19 protein-coding genes are annotated in these 15,776 nt (G+C 41.3%); 7 read left to right on the top strand and 12 right to left on the bottom strand.

What is annotated here, in order from left to right; all coding sequences use genetic code 11:
- Positions 1 to 148 precede the first annotated feature (148 nt).
- Positions 149 to 1,318 (top strand): M20 family metallopeptidase, encoded by a 1,170-nt coding sequence (locus tag BLR93_RS05965; RefSeq protein WP_093212123.1) that lies wholly within the window; start codon positions 149 to 151, stop codon positions 1,316 to 1,318.
- 3 nt (positions 1,319 to 1,321) lie between these two features.
- Here the strand turns inward: BLR93_RS05965 and BLR93_RS05970 are convergent, their stop codons facing one another.
- From BLR93_RS05970 to BLR93_RS05980, 3 genes are read right to left on the bottom strand one after another with little or no spacing between them, the layout of a single operon-like run.
- On the bottom strand, positions 1,322 to 2,035 hold the full coding sequence (locus BLR93_RS05970) for an EcsC family protein (protein ID WP_093212125.1): 714 nt from the start codon (positions 2,033 to 2,035) through the stop codon (positions 1,322 to 1,324).
- An 11-nt stretch (positions 2,036 to 2,046) separates the two neighbouring features.
- On the bottom strand, positions 2,047 to 3,261 hold the full coding sequence (locus BLR93_RS05975; protein ID WP_093212127.1) for an ABC transporter permease: 1,215 nt from the start codon (positions 3,259 to 3,261) through the stop codon (positions 2,047 to 2,049).
- Entirely contained in the window at positions 3,254 to 3,997 is a 744-nt protein-coding gene (locus BLR93_RS05980) for an ABC transporter ATP-binding protein (protein WP_093212129.1), read from the bottom strand. Before BLR93_RS05980 ends, BLR93_RS05975 begins: the two co-directional genes overlap by 8 nt.
- A gap of 510 nt (positions 3,998 to 4,507) precedes the next feature.
- Here BLR93_RS05980 and BLR93_RS05985 point away from each other — a divergent pair.
- Together BLR93_RS05985 and BLR93_RS05990 are read left to right on the top strand one after the other, a co-directional pair.
- Positions 4,508 to 4,942 (top strand): HIT family protein, encoded by a 435-nt coding sequence (locus BLR93_RS05985; RefSeq protein ID WP_093212131.1) that lies wholly within the window; start codon positions 4,508 to 4,510, stop codon positions 4,940 to 4,942.
- Positions 4,943 to 5,127: 185 nt separating this feature from the next.
- Entirely contained in the window at positions 5,128 to 5,496 is a 369-nt protein-coding gene (locus BLR93_RS05990; protein ID WP_093212133.1) for a YtxH domain-containing protein, read from the top strand.
- Between the two features lie 86 nt (positions 5,497 to 5,582).
- Here BLR93_RS05990 and BLR93_RS05995 read toward each other — a convergent pair whose 3' ends face one another.
- The 3 genes from BLR93_RS05995 to BLR93_RS06005 all read right to left on the bottom strand — a co-directional run bounded on the left by BLR93_RS05995 (position 5,583) and on the right by BLR93_RS06005 (position 8,653).
- Positions 5,583 to 6,530, bottom strand: a complete 948-nt coding sequence (locus BLR93_RS05995) for a glycine betaine ABC transporter substrate-binding protein (RefSeq protein WP_093212135.1) — start codon at positions 6,528 to 6,530, stop codon at positions 5,583 to 5,585.
- 70 nt (positions 6,531 to 6,600) lie between these two features.
- Positions 6,601 to 7,461 (bottom strand): ABC transporter permease, encoded by an 861-nt coding sequence (locus tag BLR93_RS06000; protein ID WP_093212137.1) that lies wholly within the window; start codon positions 7,459 to 7,461, stop codon positions 6,601 to 6,603.
- Entirely contained in the window at positions 7,454 to 8,653 is a 1,200-nt protein-coding gene (locus BLR93_RS06005) for a quaternary amine ABC transporter ATP-binding protein (protein WP_093212139.1), read from the bottom strand. Before BLR93_RS06005 ends, BLR93_RS06000 begins: the two co-directional genes overlap by 8 nt.
- Positions 8,654 to 9,086: 433 nt before the next feature.
- Here BLR93_RS06005 and BLR93_RS06010 point away from each other — a divergent pair, with 433 nt between their 5' ends.
- Positions 9,087 to 9,617, top strand: a complete 531-nt coding sequence (locus BLR93_RS06010) for a GbsR/MarR family transcriptional regulator (protein WP_093212141.1) — start codon at positions 9,087 to 9,089, stop codon at positions 9,615 to 9,617.
- Between the two features lies 1 nt (position 9,618).
- Here BLR93_RS06010 and BLR93_RS06015 read toward each other — a convergent pair whose 3' ends face one another.
- Complete coding sequence (locus tag BLR93_RS06015) at positions 9,619 to 9,957, bottom strand: DUF1878 family protein (RefSeq protein ID WP_093212143.1); 339 nt, start codon at positions 9,955 to 9,957, stop codon at positions 9,619 to 9,621.
- Between the two features lie 327 nt (positions 9,958 to 10,284).
- On the opposite strand from BLR93_RS06015, the gene BLR93_RS06020 reads away from it, so the two are divergent.
- On the top strand, positions 10,285 to 10,818 hold the full coding sequence (locus BLR93_RS06020) for a DUF3267 domain-containing protein (RefSeq protein ID WP_093212145.1): 534 nt from the start codon (positions 10,285 to 10,287) through the stop codon (positions 10,816 to 10,818).
- A gap of 168 nt (positions 10,819 to 10,986) precedes the next feature.
- Positions 10,987 to 11,166, top strand: a complete 180-nt coding sequence (locus BLR93_RS06025) for a hypothetical protein (protein WP_093212147.1) — start codon at positions 10,987 to 10,989, stop codon at positions 11,164 to 11,166.
- A gap of 120 nt (positions 11,167 to 11,286) precedes the next feature.
- On the opposite strand, the gene BLR93_RS06030 is transcribed toward BLR93_RS06025, so the two are convergent.
- A complete protein-coding gene (locus BLR93_RS06030) occupies positions 11,287 to 11,370 on the bottom strand; it encodes a YjcZ family sporulation protein (RefSeq protein ID WP_093212149.1) in 84 nt (27 codons plus the stop codon).
- Between the two features lie 198 nt (positions 11,371 to 11,568).
- Here BLR93_RS06030 and BLR93_RS06035 point away from each other — a divergent pair, with 198 nt between their 5' ends.
- The gene (locus tag BLR93_RS06035; protein WP_093212151.1) at positions 11,569 to 12,486 is read left to right on the top strand and encodes a peptidylprolyl isomerase; all 918 of its coding nucleotides are present in this window, start codon (positions 11,569 to 11,571) and stop codon (positions 12,484 to 12,486) included.
- A 52-nt stretch (positions 12,487 to 12,538) separates the two neighbouring features.
- Here the strand turns inward: BLR93_RS06035 and BLR93_RS06040 are convergent, their stop codons facing one another.
- The 4 genes from BLR93_RS06040 to BLR93_RS06055 all read right to left on the bottom strand — a co-directional run bounded on the left by BLR93_RS06040 (position 12,539) and on the right by BLR93_RS06055 (position 15,771).
- Positions 12,539 to 12,748: a sporulation YhaL family protein gene (locus BLR93_RS06040; RefSeq protein WP_093212153.1), complete on the bottom strand. Its 210-nt coding sequence runs from the start codon at positions 12,746 to 12,748 to the stop codon at positions 12,539 to 12,541.
- Positions 12,749 to 12,822: 74 nt separating this feature from the next.
- The gene (locus tag BLR93_RS06045) at positions 12,823 to 14,091 is read right to left on the bottom strand and encodes an MDR family MFS transporter (RefSeq protein ID WP_093212155.1); all 1,269 of its coding nucleotides are present in this window, start codon (positions 14,089 to 14,091) and stop codon (positions 12,823 to 12,825) included.
- Between the two features lie 46 nt (positions 14,092 to 14,137).
- Positions 14,138 to 15,085, bottom strand: coding sequence for a 3'-5' exoribonuclease YhaM (yhaM, locus tag BLR93_RS06050; protein WP_093212157.1), 948 nt, complete (start codon positions 15,083 to 15,085; stop codon positions 14,138 to 14,140).
- Between the two features lie 134 nt (positions 15,086 to 15,219).
- Positions 15,220 to 15,771 (bottom strand): GbsR/MarR family transcriptional regulator, encoded by a 552-nt coding sequence (locus BLR93_RS06055; protein WP_093212159.1) that lies wholly within the window; start codon positions 15,769 to 15,771, stop codon positions 15,220 to 15,222.
- Positions 15,772 to 15,776 lie beyond the last annotated feature (5 nt).

The raw sequence follows: 15,776 nt of genomic DNA on the forward strand, positions 1-15,776 counted from the left end.
CGCTCTACTTCATCTCGAATGATCCACTTTTCCAGACTTTCGCTCCACTTCTCCCCCAAGTTGATCCTCTTCTACTGAAAATCGCTCTACTTGTGGTTGGTTGAATGGGCTATGGTATACTAGCAGGAAAGGTAAAGGGGGAATTACTTTGTGGAATGAATTAATGACTCGCTTAGAAAATCATTATCAGGAAATGGTTGATATACGCCGGTATCTTCATCAATATCCGGAGTTATCTTTCCAAGAGGAGAAAACGTCCCGGTATATTGCCGATACATATGAAAGGCTCGGCATCCCATATCAAACAAAAGTTGGTGGAAACGGAGTTGTTGCTACTTTAGAAGGGGGAAAACCCGGAAAGAAGGTCGCCCTTCGTGCTGATTTTGATGCTTTGCCGATTTCCGATGAAAAAGAGGTTCCATATAAATCGAAAGTCCCGGGAGTCATGCACGCCTGCGGCCATGATGGGCATACGGCAACCATGCTCGTTCTCGCAAAGGTCATGAAAGAGTACCAGGATCAATTGCCTGGCACTGTCGTCTTTGTCCATCAGCACGCAGAAGAATTATCACCGGGCGGTGCCAAACCGATTGTTGAATCAGGAATTATTGAAGACGTAGATGCGGTGTTCGGCACCCATTTATGGTCCAATACACCGGTTGGAGTGGTAGAAACATCCTTGAAAGAATTTATGGCTGGGGCTGACCGATTTGAGATAACCATCAAAGGCAAAGGCGGCCATGGGGCCCAGCCTCATCAAACTAAGGACGCAATTATCATCGGCTCTCAAGTGGTTACCAGCCTGCAGAATATTGTCAGCCGCCGGATTGACCCGCTCGGTACCGCGGTACTGACCATTGGAACATTCCAGTCGGGAAGCACGTTCAATATTATTGCCGATACCGCAACAATCACCGGGACCGTCCGCACCTTTGATCCAGAAATTCAGGATTTGATTATCAAGGAAATGGAAAAGGTCATCAAAGGAGTCTGTGTAGGCTATGATGCAGGTTATGACTTCACTTATGAGAAAGGATATCCTCCTGTTGTCAACCATCCCGAAGAAGCAGCGCTTGTATTAAAGGCGGCTGAGCAGGTTCCAGGAGTGGAAAAATCTCAGGAAGTAGTACCTGGTATGGTCGGAGAAGACTTTTCTTACTATATACTGGAAAAGCCTGGAGCTTTTTTCTTTACAGGAGCAAAAAAAGAAGACCATTATTATCCGCACCATCATCCAATGTTTGACATAGATGAAAGAGCTCTGCCGCTGGCAGCAAAAACATTGGCACAAACCTACAAAGCATACCAGGAAAAATAAAAGTCAGGAAAGCATACGGAGACGGTATATATTCATTGCCGTCTCCCCTAATTGGTCTAAAAACCTGCCATTTGCCCATGCACCAACAACAGCTCCGAATCCGGGAATAAGCTGCAGCATTTTTGCCAAATCAATCGTATCGCGATATTCCTGCTGCAGCGTCTTCCAGTCTACTTGTTTCATCCACTGCTCCTCATTGTTGTCCCAGTTCAAAACGGTATGCAGGACTTCCTTCCGCTTTTGGTCGCTGGAAAAAGCCAGTAAAAACACGTGCAGCAAGTACACTCTTTCTTCGTGTTTCCTCACATCAAACCCATATAGCTGCCCTACGTCGAACAAGAATTTCATTTTGATGCTCAACAACATCGGAAAGTCAGCCATCCCTAATAGAATACCGCCAGCACCTGTACCGGCTCCCTCCAGCATTGCTGTTCGTTTATATTGTTTCAGCCGTTTCTTTATTAACAGTTCTCTATCCTGAAGATTGTTCGACTGGCTTATTTCGACTGGATGAATGTATTGGGATGAAGTCAAGCTAAGCTCGATCATCCTTTTGATGCTTTCGGTAACTGCCTGGTGAACTTTATCAGGAATCTTATCATTGACTTTGTTTTGCAGCTTTTTAGAGCTTCGTTGGATAATCGAAGACTTTCTGGTCATCGATTTTTGAAAACGAAGTGCCTCTGCCAATACTTGCTGTTCATAAGCATTTGCCATTATAACGCTCCTTAAGTTAACCGTTTTTTTACATAACCATTTACAAACAAGTAACTAAAGGCAAGTCCGCCAGCCCAAACAACCACCATACCGGTGAGGCTCTCCATAAAAATAAACAACAAACCGAACAGAAATGTTTGAGCCAACAGTAACTGCAGCAGCCATTTTAACAATGCCTGCCTGCGCCACTGGAGGTTCACCGGATAAAGATCCATCCAGACGATTGTCCGGTGGTGCTTCCACAAGCTCATCAACTGGAATGCCGTTAAGTAGATGAACAATAAGCAAAAAATTATTTTCATCCACAGGTTAGGGACAAAGTACGCGGCAAGCCCGCCAATAATAATTAAACGTGTATATATGCCGATGTAATCACTGCTTCTCACCGTGGTAATCCGGAATAAATAATCAAAAGAACGCTGTTGCTTGAAGGGAACAGACTTTACCAATAACGAAACAAGCCAGTGGCGCTTTTTGATTTGGTTTTTCAAATGCGGCACATCCGTGAACATATTGGCAAGACGATAAAAGGCCCGCATCCGATTGTTATCCTTTTCCACCAGCACATCCCAGACGATGCCTGGATTCTTTTTGGCTAAATAAAAGTCATAGGCAAAGACAAAGGCTAACAGAAGCATTGCCAACGCAGCCAGTAAAAGAGCCTGATTGATCAGTAAATAAAATACGGCAATAGTTAGCAGTGTTCTGGCAGTAAAATCCACCAGGCGAATATTGTTATCCCTTACTTTTAAAATCCACCAGGTAGCTGCTAAATGCCAAATTTTCAAAATCCCCAAAAGCAGCAGGAGAAACAAATAGGATTGTCCGCCCCTCTCAGGATAAGCAGCAGAATACAAAGGGGCCAACGCCGCAGCAGCCAACGCCAGCAGATAAAGCTGGACAACGAAACTGTAGATGAGGGTGCTGCGGAAATAACTGCCCATCTTTGTTTCTGCCGGGAGAAGAAATACTAAATCAGCTTCCTTCAGCAACGTTCTGGCCGGACTGTAGGCAGCAATGATGCCAAATAACACACTGATAACGAGAGCTGTCGGAAAGCCCTCTGGTAAGGCTGCCAGCCATTGCTGGTAATAGTAGGCGAGGGCCGATATAAAAAACAGCATAGCCACTACGATATGGCCATTGAATATATATTTTAAATAGCGGCTGATTTCCTTCATATGGGAAGAAAAACGCGACTTAAAAAAAAGATTGGCGTCAAACATGGTTATCTTCCTTCGTCAACTCCACATATAGATCATCCAAAGCAGCATGCGGCATATTAAACTCCGATTGTAATTCTGTTAAGGTCCCCTGTGCACGGACTCTCCCATCGTGCAGGATGACAAAACGATCACAGTAACGCTCAGCAGTTGCCAAAATATGAGTCGACATCAATACCCCGCCTCCTCTTGCCTTTACATCATCCATCAGCTGTAAATAAGATTGAATGCCTAACGGATCTAGGCCGACAAAAGGTTCATCCACTACATACAAGGGTGGATCGACCAGAAAGGCACACATGATCATTACCTTCTGTCTCATCCCTTTAGAAAAGTGGACAGGAAACCATCTCATTTTTTTCTCTAACCTGAACTCCTTTAAAAGCGGGTCCAAGCGCTGTTGGAATGTCTCTTCCGGAATATCGTACGCCATGGCAGTAAGACGTAAATGCTCTTCAAGGGTTAATTCATCATATAGAATCGGCATTTCCGGTATATAGGTGAATTTGCTGCGATATGTTTCGGGTGCCTCCCGGAATGTCCTGCCCTCGATTGCCACTCTGCCCTGGTTGGGCTGCATCAAGCCGATGACATGTTTAATGGTTGTACTCTTTCCTGCTCCATTAAGCCCGATAAGCCCAACGATTTCATTTGGGAAAACATCAAAAGAAACATCATGCAGCACATTTTTGTGCGTGTACCCGCCCGATAATTGATCAATATGTAATAAAGGTTCCAAGCTTGCGCCCCCTTTTGAATTTATAAATAATATTTTGTTTTTGCGGATGTAATACTAAAATTTTATCATTTTAATCTGATGATTACCAAAAATACCATGAATAATATCTTTAACCCCGGCTCACACTATGTAAGGAAGAAGTTAGGATATCATCTCCACTACTCGAAATGAGGTGTTGGTGATCGACCATCGATAGAAAACTTTACAAACCTTTTCCTTATTGGAAACAACTACTTCAGCCAAATGGGGTGTTGACGAAAGGTTTTCAAAAGTAATTAGTTCTGAATCATTCCCCTGGTTCAATTGATTACAAACAAGTTATTCTACAGATGACCAAAATATCCTTCTTCTTCAAAAGACGGGCCATTCCAAAACAGGGAGTCTCTATCGGATGACTTTTCCTGTGGCGGGATGGCTCGATTTTTTTCTCTGAATGTATATGCTTTACACACAGCCATCTTCCTTTATACAATAATTAGAAGTACGAATTAATAAAATAGGAGTGATTACATGAATCATAGTGAAGACTGCATTTTCTGTAAAATTGTAGCAGGAGATATTCCGTCTGCCAAGGTATACGAAGACGAAAACGTTTACGCCTTTCTTGATCTAAGCCAAGTAACCAAAGGACATACCTTGGTGATTCCAAAGCATCACACCAGGAATATATATGAAACACCGCCGGAAGTAGCCCAAAGCTTTTTTGGCAGTGTTCCTAAAGTAGCCAGTGCTATTAAAGAAGCTTTTCAGCCAGTTGGCCTTAATTTGCTCAACAATAATGAAGAAGCTGCTGGACAGTCTGTTTTCCACTTACATATCCACTTGATTCCCCGTTATGGAAAAGGGGATGGGTTTGAAGCTATTTGGAATACGAATAATAATGCCTATTCCCAGGATGACTTACAACAAATTGCCGGTACCATTGGAAATTATATTAAAAAATAAGCGGGAGTCGTATAATTGGGGCAGGAGGAGCGAAGCGCCTGCCTGCAGGCCCTTCATTAGCTAACGCATATGCACCCAATGGGAAAAAGAATCTTCATGAAATATTTCTTTCCGAAGAATATGTAGTTTCATCTCGGCAAATTTAGAGAAAATAAGTATAATAAGAGTGAAAGGGGTGTAAAGTCATGGCTAACAGTAAATCGATTCTTTTAGGTTTTATGATTGGAGGAGCAGTAAGTGCAGCCGCTGCATTGTTAAGTACACCATCATCAGGGAAGGAGCTCCGCAGCCAAGTCAATGCTCGGAGAGATGACTTAATGGATACTTTCAAAAATTTAAAACAAGAAGGTTTCCAATTGAAAGAGCAAATTACCCAGACATCAAAAGAAGGTGCAACTCTCATAAAAGATTTATCCGCAGATATGAAAACCTCGATTGAATCGTGGAAAAATACGATTGAGCCTCATCAAAAAAATATTCAAACCTATTTGGCACAAATAGAAGATAGTCTAAAAGAGCTTGAAGAGAAAACAAAAAAACAATCGAACCAATAAAAAACAGGCTGGTCTTATAAAGGATCAGCCTGTTTTTTACCAAAAAAGCTGTCCACTAGAGTGGACAGCTTTTTGATACATTCTTATTATTCAGCTGGCTGCAAGTCTTCGATTGAATCTACATCCATGTACTTTGGAACTACAAGGCCGATTTTAGCGCCTTCAAGGTTAGCTCCTAGGTCTTCTACCTGATCTTTATACTCGCCATATGCATCAGCGTGAGTAGCAGGCAACCATGCAGCAACCATACCATCAGCATCGCCGCTTGCTACCGACTGCCACATAACAGCATTGTCAAGTGGAGTGATTGTTACATCGAAGCCTTGATTGCGCAATACTTCAGCAATTACGTTTGTAGAAGCAACTTCAGAGTCCCACTCAACATACACTAGTTCAATTTCTTGGCCATCAACTTCTTCTGTACCCTTAGTCCACTCATCTACCATGTCTGAGTTTTCCTCTATCCAGGTTTTTGCTGCGTCTTCAGGAGAAGTGCCGTTACTTACTTCAAGCATCACTTCTTCCATGTCTGCAGATTCCCAGTTGAATTGGTCAAGGATTTGATAAGCGTTTGGCATATCTTCCTTTAGACCTTTACGCACCATTGTCTTGATTTCCTCTGCCTCGCCGAAAACTCCCTCAGGATCTTCCAGATACTTAAGATCATACTTAGCGAATTTCCAGTGAGGTGTCCAGCCAGTGACAATGATTGGTTCTTCGTTATCGTAAGCTTCACCTAGAGCAGTTGCCATAGCACCGCTGGAAGATGTTTCTACTTTCCAGCCGGACAGGCTGTCATACGTTTCTGTTGCGTCTTCTGCTGCTTGTACTACGCCAGCTCCTGGTTCGATACCAGTGATGGTATAATCCGTTTCTTCACCATAATTAGCTGCCTGCTCTGTGTTTTCACCGCCGTTGTCGCTGCCTGTATCCTCTGAATCAGAACCTTCATCAGAGTTTCCGCAGCCAGCGGCCACTAGAGTAAATGATAGTCCAGCTGCTAAGCCAAGACGTTTTAAGTTAAGTTTAAACATAACTAATAATCTCCCCTTTACTATTTTTTATATGGAAAACTTTTCATTTGAAAAGTTGCCAGCAATTAGATTAAGCATTATTACCTTTTCGGGTATTCAAGCTTTGGGTAAACCTGTCAACAATAATGGCAAGAATAACTATTCCAAGACCCGCTACGAACCCTGTACCTACTTGAGCGCGCTGCAAGGAAGACAATACTTCTCTCCCGAGTCCTGGCGCACCAATCATGGAAGCAATAACTACCATGGACAGTGCCAGCATAACTGTTTGGTTAATACCGGCCATGATTGTCTTTTTCGCCATCGGCAATTCGACTTTGAATAACTTTTGCGAGCCGGTACTTCCAAATGCCTCTGAAGCTTCCACCAATTCACTGGAAACTTGCCGGATTCCTAAATTGGTAAACCGTACCGTTGGCGGTGTAGCGAAAATCAACGATGCAAAAATACCTGGTACCATTCCGATACTGAAAAAAGCAACCGCCGGAATTAAGTACACAAAGGCAGGCATTGTCTGCATGAAGTCCAAAATCGGTGTAATAATTGATTCTGCAGTTTTGCTCTTCGACATCAATATGCCGATGGGAACACCAATGATTACCGATAACACACTGGCAATCAATACCAGCGCAAAAGTAAACATTAATTCTTCCCATAAACCCTGATTCCAAATAAGCAGCAAACCAATTAATGAAAAGGACGCCAGTCCAAAGCGTTTGCCGCTGGCAAAAAACGCCAGAATTACCACTAAAACTATAACAATGACTGGTGGAATACTAGCCAGTAATTCGGCAAACCATTCCATAAAATCTCCGAAACCATTTTTAATAGGATTGAATAAGAAAGAAAAGGTTTCAGTAATCAAATCTGTAAAATCGGAAACCCACTGTGCTAACGGTATCTGTCCTACATTTTCCATAAAGTTAAGCATCTTCGTTGATCACCTCGGTTTCTCCAGCAAGTGCGGAAATGACAGCACCTCTGACTATGATTCCCAACAATTTGCCTTCTTCCACTACGGCAATTGGGACAGGTGAGTCATGGATTATTTCGAAAATATCATGCATAGAAGTATCCTTAGAAACAATCGGCACATCCGTCTTTAAAATTTCGTTCAGATCGCTGATTTCCTGTTTCTTCGCATCAGAAGCAGCATCAGCAGTTACATACCCTTTTAAATTCCGCTTTCTGTCCGTTACATAAATACTTGACAGGCCTTCTTCCCTCATCCGTTCAAGCGCCACTCTAGGCCCGTGCTTTTCAATGTTTATCGTTTCTGGACGCTTCATAATGTGCTGAGCAGTCAATACTTTAGATCGATCGACGTCTTCTACGAATTTCTCTACGTAATCATTAGCCGGATTAACTAGGATCTCTTCAGGTGTACCAATTTGAACAATCGATCCATCCTTCATCAAAGCAATTCTGTCACCGATTCTTAATGCCTCATCTAGGTCATGGGTGATAAACAGAATAGTCTTTTGCATAGATTCCTGTAAGTCCAGCAATTCATCCTGCATTTCTTTTCTTATAAGCGGATCTAATGCAGAGAAAGCTTCGTCCATGAGCAGAACTTCCGGGTCGTTGGCAAGCGCTCGCGCCAGCCCGACACGCTGCTGCATTCCGCCGGATAGTTGAGCAGGATATTGATGGATATATCCGCCAAGCCCTACCATCTCTAAAGCTTCTTTCGCTTTTTTGCCTCGCTTGTCTTTTTCTTCCCCTTGAATCTCTAAACCAAATTCCGCATTTTCTAAAATGGTCCGATGTGGAAACAAAGCGAATTTTTGGAATACCATACTTAATTTTTCACGGCGGACACGGCGGAGATTTTTTTTGTCCATTCTTGCTAGATCTTCCCCATCAATGTACACACTGCCTTCTGTTGGCTCGATCAAGCGGTTAATCAGACGGACAAGAGTTGACTTACCGCTCCCTGATAACCCCATGATAACGAAAATTTCTCCAGCCTCCACTTCAAAGGAAGCCCTGTTAACACCAACTGTATTGCCAGTTTCCTTTAATATTTCTTCCTTGGGTTTCCCCTGGTCCATAAGCTTCAATGCTTGTTTCGTATTTTTGCCAAAGACCTTTGACAACCCCTGCACTTCAATTACTGGCATATTATTCACCTCTCTTACAAGTTATCTTGCTCGCTTAAGTATAGCCTATCGAGCAAACCGTTATAGATGATCTTGCATTATCTTCTTTTAGGGTACATTACTTTTCTACTATAAAAGATAAAAAATCCGAACACAAAATCAATCACTCTTAATACTATATCCCTATTTGACCATAAAATTCAAACGATACAAACCACTAATTTTGTATATATTTTTCGTACAGTTTAAACTGAACAAACTTTTTGCGGCTTTTACTTTTAATTCCTTTGATTTGCTTTCAATAACTATCCATTTGCCTATTTTTAAAAAATTCAAGAATAGTGTAACCTATGATGCAACATATTATTTAACATTTCTCGCCAGAGCTTAGAATAAAGAATGTTTAAGTTACGGATGCTTTATTGTGTAGTGGACATCTTTGAGGGAGGATTATATGTCTGAACCGAATCTGAAAGATATCAATGAATTAATTACCACCGAATTTGCCAAAACGGTAGAAATGTTCGGCTTAACCCCTTCAGAGGCCCGATTATTCGCTATTTTATATTTAGAAGGAGAGCCGATGACGCTGGATGAAATGGGGGAAGCGTTAGGAAAAAGCAAAACTTCCATGAGCACAGGCATACGCAGTCTGTTGGAACTAAATTTAGTGGAACGGGTATGGAAAAAAGGGGAAAGAAAAGATTTATATCGAGCAGATGAGAATTTATATAAAAAATTTATGAATGCTTTCATTCATAAATGGATGGATGCGACAAATCGTCAGAAACATTCCTTAGAACAAATTGAAACAGTGCTTTCCCAGAATGGGAGCAATCTTCCTGGCGCTGCTGACCCGAAAGAAGTAAATGATTTGAATGCACGGTTAAAAGATATGATAGCGTTTCATCAACTACTGGAGACAGCATTCAAGAAAATCAAGCCGGCAAATTCTGTGTCCATCGATCAAAAGTTAAATAGTTAAGTCATCCTTTTATTATGGGCAGCTGTAAAAATTTATTCATCAGGGAAGGGTAAAAACCTTCCTTTTTTAATGCAATAATTGTAGCCTTTGGCTCTAATTTATAATGCAGCATGCCGACAAACTGTACCAGCAAAGGGGTAACATCCAGAAAACCTTCTTCGGTCTGAAGCAGATACTGTTTATGTAAATAATCTATCAGTTCCATTAACTGTGTATACTCCGTTTGGGATAAATCTTTTTCGATCACCAGCTTGGTAAAAGGATATTGATCAATTTCTTTCATCTTTAATAGCAAATGAAGATGAAATTTTGCTAAATCGCTGCCACTCTCGCTGCCCATTCTATTTCCCCTCCTTTCTCATATTATATTTATATACTCACATTATAAAGGCAAACTGGCTTCTGTGAAGTTTTTTCCTGAAAAAATAATTAAAACCGCTTCTTGTTATCTGGACGTTTTTTTCGGGAAAATCTTTTCCTGACTGAAAGAAGGATAAATGCTGTCAGAGCAGGATTCTGACAGGCTTTAAAATGGCTAGTTTTTATTTATTATTTTTTTTCCTTAAAAGCTATTGATTTTTCCCTGGAAACATACTATCATTCGTTGAGGGTAAGGCCCCGCAGCCGCATCATAAACCCGTAACAAATGTGCAAAGGGGGATGAAAAATGAATTGCTGGAAAACTATTAATCTACACAGAGAATTCGGGCTTAACCGTATCTATTTATTATCGTTGCTCACTGGGATGATGGCATTCATTTTCTTTTATTTAATATTTTCCATGATCCACCAAACTGGAACTGTAAAAGACCATGGGATACTCCCTTTGTTATTAGGACTTGTTTTACTACCGACTATTCATAAACTTACGCATATTTTACCATTAATCCTTACAAATAAACGATTTAAAATTAACTGGAAAATCAATATGGGAATATTCCCATCTTTCTCTTTCCGGACCAGATCAAAAATGTCAAAAGCGTCTTCTGTATTTATCTTACTGGCTCCGGCATTGCTGATCACTATCCCGGGGTTGATTTCCAGCTATGTATTTATAAATTACTATGTATACTTCTTATTATTTCTATCCGTTAATATCGGTCTTTCATTCACCGATTTCTTGTATGCAAACCAGGTGATGAAAGCACCAAGAAAATGTGTGATCGAAAACGCCAAGGATGGATATGACATCCTTATCTAAGAACGATAACAGCACCCCGGCCATCGGGGATGCTGTTATTTTCGTTTTAATGCTGTTTTTGCGGAGATAAAGATACTAGGCTTTAAGTGGATTTTTGAGTGGGTTTGGCTGTTCAACCTGGGGAAATTTTGATAAAGTAATGTATAGGTGTAAAGGAGGTCATAGGATATGCCAGTCTTGTTTGCTTTTTTTGCTTTGTTCGTACTATTTATATTTAACTCTTTAACTCATAAACTGGTGGTACAGACAGAGATGTCCACTGAACGCCAACCTAATGTATTTAGAACGATCAATATATTAATCACAATCTTGTTGATCTCTTCTTATGTAGAGGTTTTGTTCACTTAATCGAAGAAAAGATACTCTATGAAACCAAATGATAAAAAAGGGATGACAGCACGCAGTCAGCGTGCTGGTCATCCCTTTTTACTACCGGAAAAATGATGGTTGCTGATTACTGATTACCGATTACAGCCAAGCAGCTCCTACAATGATCAGTAATATGAACAACACGACAATCAGTGCGAATCCACCATGATATCCTGCACCCATGAAAGCACCTCCTTTAGTTATATTGCTTCATTTTATGCAAACCGATCCCGTCAAGGATAGGCTGCTGTCCGATTTTTAGGAAAAAGTGTGTAATTTAGGAATAGACTATTTTTTTTGCTAATAAATGTGTTATATTATTTCAAGAGCTTGTCAAAGCTTGAACGAAGTAAAGTTTTTGAGAGTAGGAGTGTTTATATAATGAAAAAACTAGCATTATCAGCATCTGTAGCGGTTGGAATCCTCGCTTTATCTGCTTGTTCTTCAGACGACCCCGAAACAGTCGTTGAAACAGGTTCAGGCGACGTAACCAAAGAAGAATTTTACCAGGAGCTGAAAGACCAGAACGGTGAAACCGTCCTTCAACAGCTTGTGACGAAGAAAGTTCTTCAAGGAAATTATGAAGTGGAAGATGAACAGGTAGACAAAGAATTAGAGTCTCTAAAAGAACAATACGGGGACCAATTTGAAATGGTTCTTCAACAAAGCGGATTTTCTGACGAAGAGGAATTCAAAGAGGTGCTTCGTTTAAATATGCTTCAAGAAAAAGCAGTTACTGAAGATGTGGAAGTATCCGATGAAGAAATACAGCAAAGATATGAAAAAATGCAAACAGAACTTGTAGGTAGACATATTCTTGTACAAGATGAAGAAACAGCCAAGGAAGTGAAAAGCAAACTGGACGATGGAGAAGACTTTGCGGCACTTGCAGAGGAGTATTCCACTGACACCGGTTCGGCACAAGAAGGTGGCGACTTAGGAGCGTTTACTGTTGGCGATATGGTTCCTGAGTTTGAAGAGGCAGCATACAACCTGGAAGTAGATGAAATCAGTGATCCAGTACAAACATCTAATGGCTGGCACATCATCCAAATAACAGAAAGAAATGAAGTTGAAGATGTTGAGCCGCTGGAAGATATCAAAGACGAGGTTCGCCGTGAAATTGCAGCACAAAAAGTCGATGATGCAGCCGCTCAAGAAAAGATGCAGCAATTGATGAAAGACGCAGATATCGATGTGAAAATCGAGGAATTCAAAGATCTGTTTAAAACACCGGAAGCTGGAGAAGGTGCAACAGAAACCCCAGCTCCAGCTGAAGGCGAGAATTCCGGAGAGTAAACAGGAGCACAAAAAAAGCTCTGGCTATACATGCCAGAGCTTTTCTTTTTGTTTAGTAAGATGTCATTTGTTTCTTTTCCGCGTCGCCATTCTCTTTCTGACTCCGTTCATCCTTAATCCGGTCCATAAAAATTTTCCCTTCCCGCTCAATAAACTGCATTTCTAGTCTTTTCTCTGCCCGTACTGCGCGAAAGGACATATAACCGCTGAAAAATATAAATATAATAAACATAAAAACCCACCATGGAATCCCCAATATCATGTTACAGCCTCCCTTGTCCATATTTGCTACAAATATATGCGAATAAAAACTAAATATGACAAGTACCAGCTATATCAGCTTTGAGCTTGCGATCTTTTGCTTTCCAGCTTTTTAAAGGTAATCACATATACTAAAGCACTTAAAACAGCAAAAACCCCTAAAATGCTAAATACCAAAGAGTAGGAAATATAACTGGTTAAAACAAGGCTCATGGGAGCAATTAACTTTCCAACGGTAAAACGGAGGCTCGCTGCGGAGAAATACTGCCCTCTCATTTGTTCCGGTGCAAGCTTTGCCACAAAGCTCTCCTGAATCCCTACTACCATCAGCTCGGCCAGCGTAAACAAAGCCATCGCAAAGATAAACATCCACAAGCTTTCGGTAAGTCCGTATAAGGTTATCCCTGCAGCGTATAAGAGGCTGGAGGCTACGAATACCCTTTGTTCTTTGAATCGATTCATCACCCGGGTAACAAACACAGTAAAAAGGGCAACGAGCAGCCCATTTTCTGCCAAAACAAGCGCAAATGCCTTTTCCCCACTTATGGACACTTTAAAATCACCGAAATGGAACAATGTTTGGTTGTCTATCACTTCGCTCGTATATACGGCTATTAAAATATCCAGCTGCATAAAGGTTTGCGCTACAAGGACACCAGCGATAATAAATAACAAGAAGGTTTTATCTTTTGCGATAATCCGATAATCGCTCATTTCCCTCCACACCGCCTGATACCATGGCGTATTCGCTTCCTTGCTGCGTATTTTCAACTCGACTGTTTCCTTTAAATACTTTTGAAGGATAATTGTTAAAAATGCCGTCAGTACCACTCCGGCTAATAGCATTTGAAAACGATAAGTGTAAAATAAAAAACTGCCAATCACGGGCCCTACGACCACGGCAATGTTAATTGACGTATAAAAAACTGCAAAAACAGACGCACGGTGTTTTTCATGGACGACATCAGCAACCATTGCGTGGGATGCCGGCCAATACAAAGCCCCCCAAACCCCAAGCAAACTAAAGGAAACGAACGTAAGCATGGGTGATTGATACCAGGGGGAGTTGGCGTATGCAAACAATAAAAAGGTCAAAAACTGGCTAAACGATGAAAGCACCATCATTCTTTTGCGGCCGAACCGGTCAGCACAATAGCCGCCAATCAAACTTGCCAACACGGAAAATGCTTGTGATAATATTAACAGCAATCCTGCTTTGTCTTTCCCAAAAGATCTTTCAAACAATATTGTCATAAATGGAAAATAAGACCAGAAAAGCAGGTTTGTCGTCCCCTCTCCAAATAGGCGGATCCGCAGGTTCCTATCCCAATCCTTCCACTTCATAAAGCTTCGCCTCTAATTCTCGTATTCTATTATAAAATCTCGTTCCCTACTCGTCTTCAAACATCGGTTTATAAAACGAACGATTATCCATAGCAAATAAACGTTCCGTGAATTCACCCGGTTTTACCTTTTCTAGTGCACGGTTTAACATGTTCATCTTTGCATCCATCAAATCAATTAAATGAAGGATTTCCGCTTCTCTAACTAGAGGAGGTTTCGGGCTTCCCCATTCCGCTTTTCCGTGATGGGATAACACCAAATGCTGGAGGATTGTCACTTCCTCGCCTTCAATCTGCAATTCTCTTGCAGCCTGTCCGATTTCCTCTACCATAATCGGAATATGGCCAATCAGCTTTCCTTCCAGCGTATAGGAAGGTGTTGCAGCGCCTGACAGTTCTTTCATCTTCCCTAGGTCATGTAAAATGATACCAGCGTATATTAAGTCTTTATTCAGTTCAGGATACAGTCCTTTCAGGCTTTTAGCCAAGTCAAGCATTGATACTACATGGTAAGCCAGACCGGAAACATATTCGTGGTGGTTTTTGACGGCTGCCGGGTAAACGAGCAAGGCATCCTGATATTTTTTCACAAAATAACGGACGATACGTTGTAAATTCGGGTTTTCCATATCAAATATATATTCGGTGAGTTTCTCCATCAACTGTTCTTTCGGTACAGGAGCCGTTTCGATAAAATCGGTGGCATGAACACCGTCTGTCGGCTGGGCTGGCCTAATTGATTGAATCTTTAATTGCGGGCGGCCGCGGAACTGGTTTACTTCCCCATTAATTTTGACTAATTGCTCTTGTTGAAATGTTTCTTCATCTTCCGGGGTGGCTTCCCATAGCTTAGCTTCAATTTCCCCTGTGACGTCCTTTAATATCAGAGTCAAAAATGGCTTGCCATTACTGGCAACCCCTTTATTTGCTGATTTGATTAACATGAAGTAATCAAATGCGTCGCCGACACTGTAGTACGCGATTCCTTTTTTCACAAGCAAAGTCTCCTCTCTGTTTTTTCATTACGTTCAGTTTTTTTACATCGTTTTCCATGATATAGATAAAACCCTTACCAACTATTTCGGTAAGGGCTGCTTCATAACAAGCGATCAACCCAGCTGGAAGCGAGCTATCCTTCATGCTTGGGCACATATTGAAAGATCTCGCCAGACTCCACGACTTGAATAAATTTCATCAACCATCTGTAATAGTTTTGCGCGTATTTAAGCCTTTCGATGTCACCTGTAATTTTCTGTTGTAACTCCTCATCAACGGTCTGTTCCTTCAGCAAAGCCAATTCATGAATGGCTTCTTCCGCTTCTTCAATGTTTGTTTCTGTATGGTGTCTCCATCTATTCCCAAACAACGAAGTGAACGATTTATACCAATCTTCTTCCGATTTATATAAATCCTTCCTTACTCCTTTTTTGTAGGCAGGCTGAACCATTTTCATTTCCGCCAGCGACCTGACACCTGTAGACATGCTTGTCTTACTCATCTCCAAGGCATCGCGCATATCATCCAGAGTCATTGGCTCTTCAGCAAAATAGAGCGCTCCATACAATCGCCCGACAGATGAAGTAATTCCATATAAGTTCATGTTCTTGGCTATTACTTGAATAAATTTCTCAATGGTTTCTTCATATTCGGACCATTCTTTCGATATATCATTATTTGGCAATGGTA

The organism is Sediminibacillus albus (genome assembly GCF_900101125.1).
In the GTDB taxonomy this organism is placed as follows: domain Bacteria; phylum Bacillota; class Bacilli; order Bacillales; family Amphibacillaceae; genus Sediminibacillus; species Sediminibacillus albus.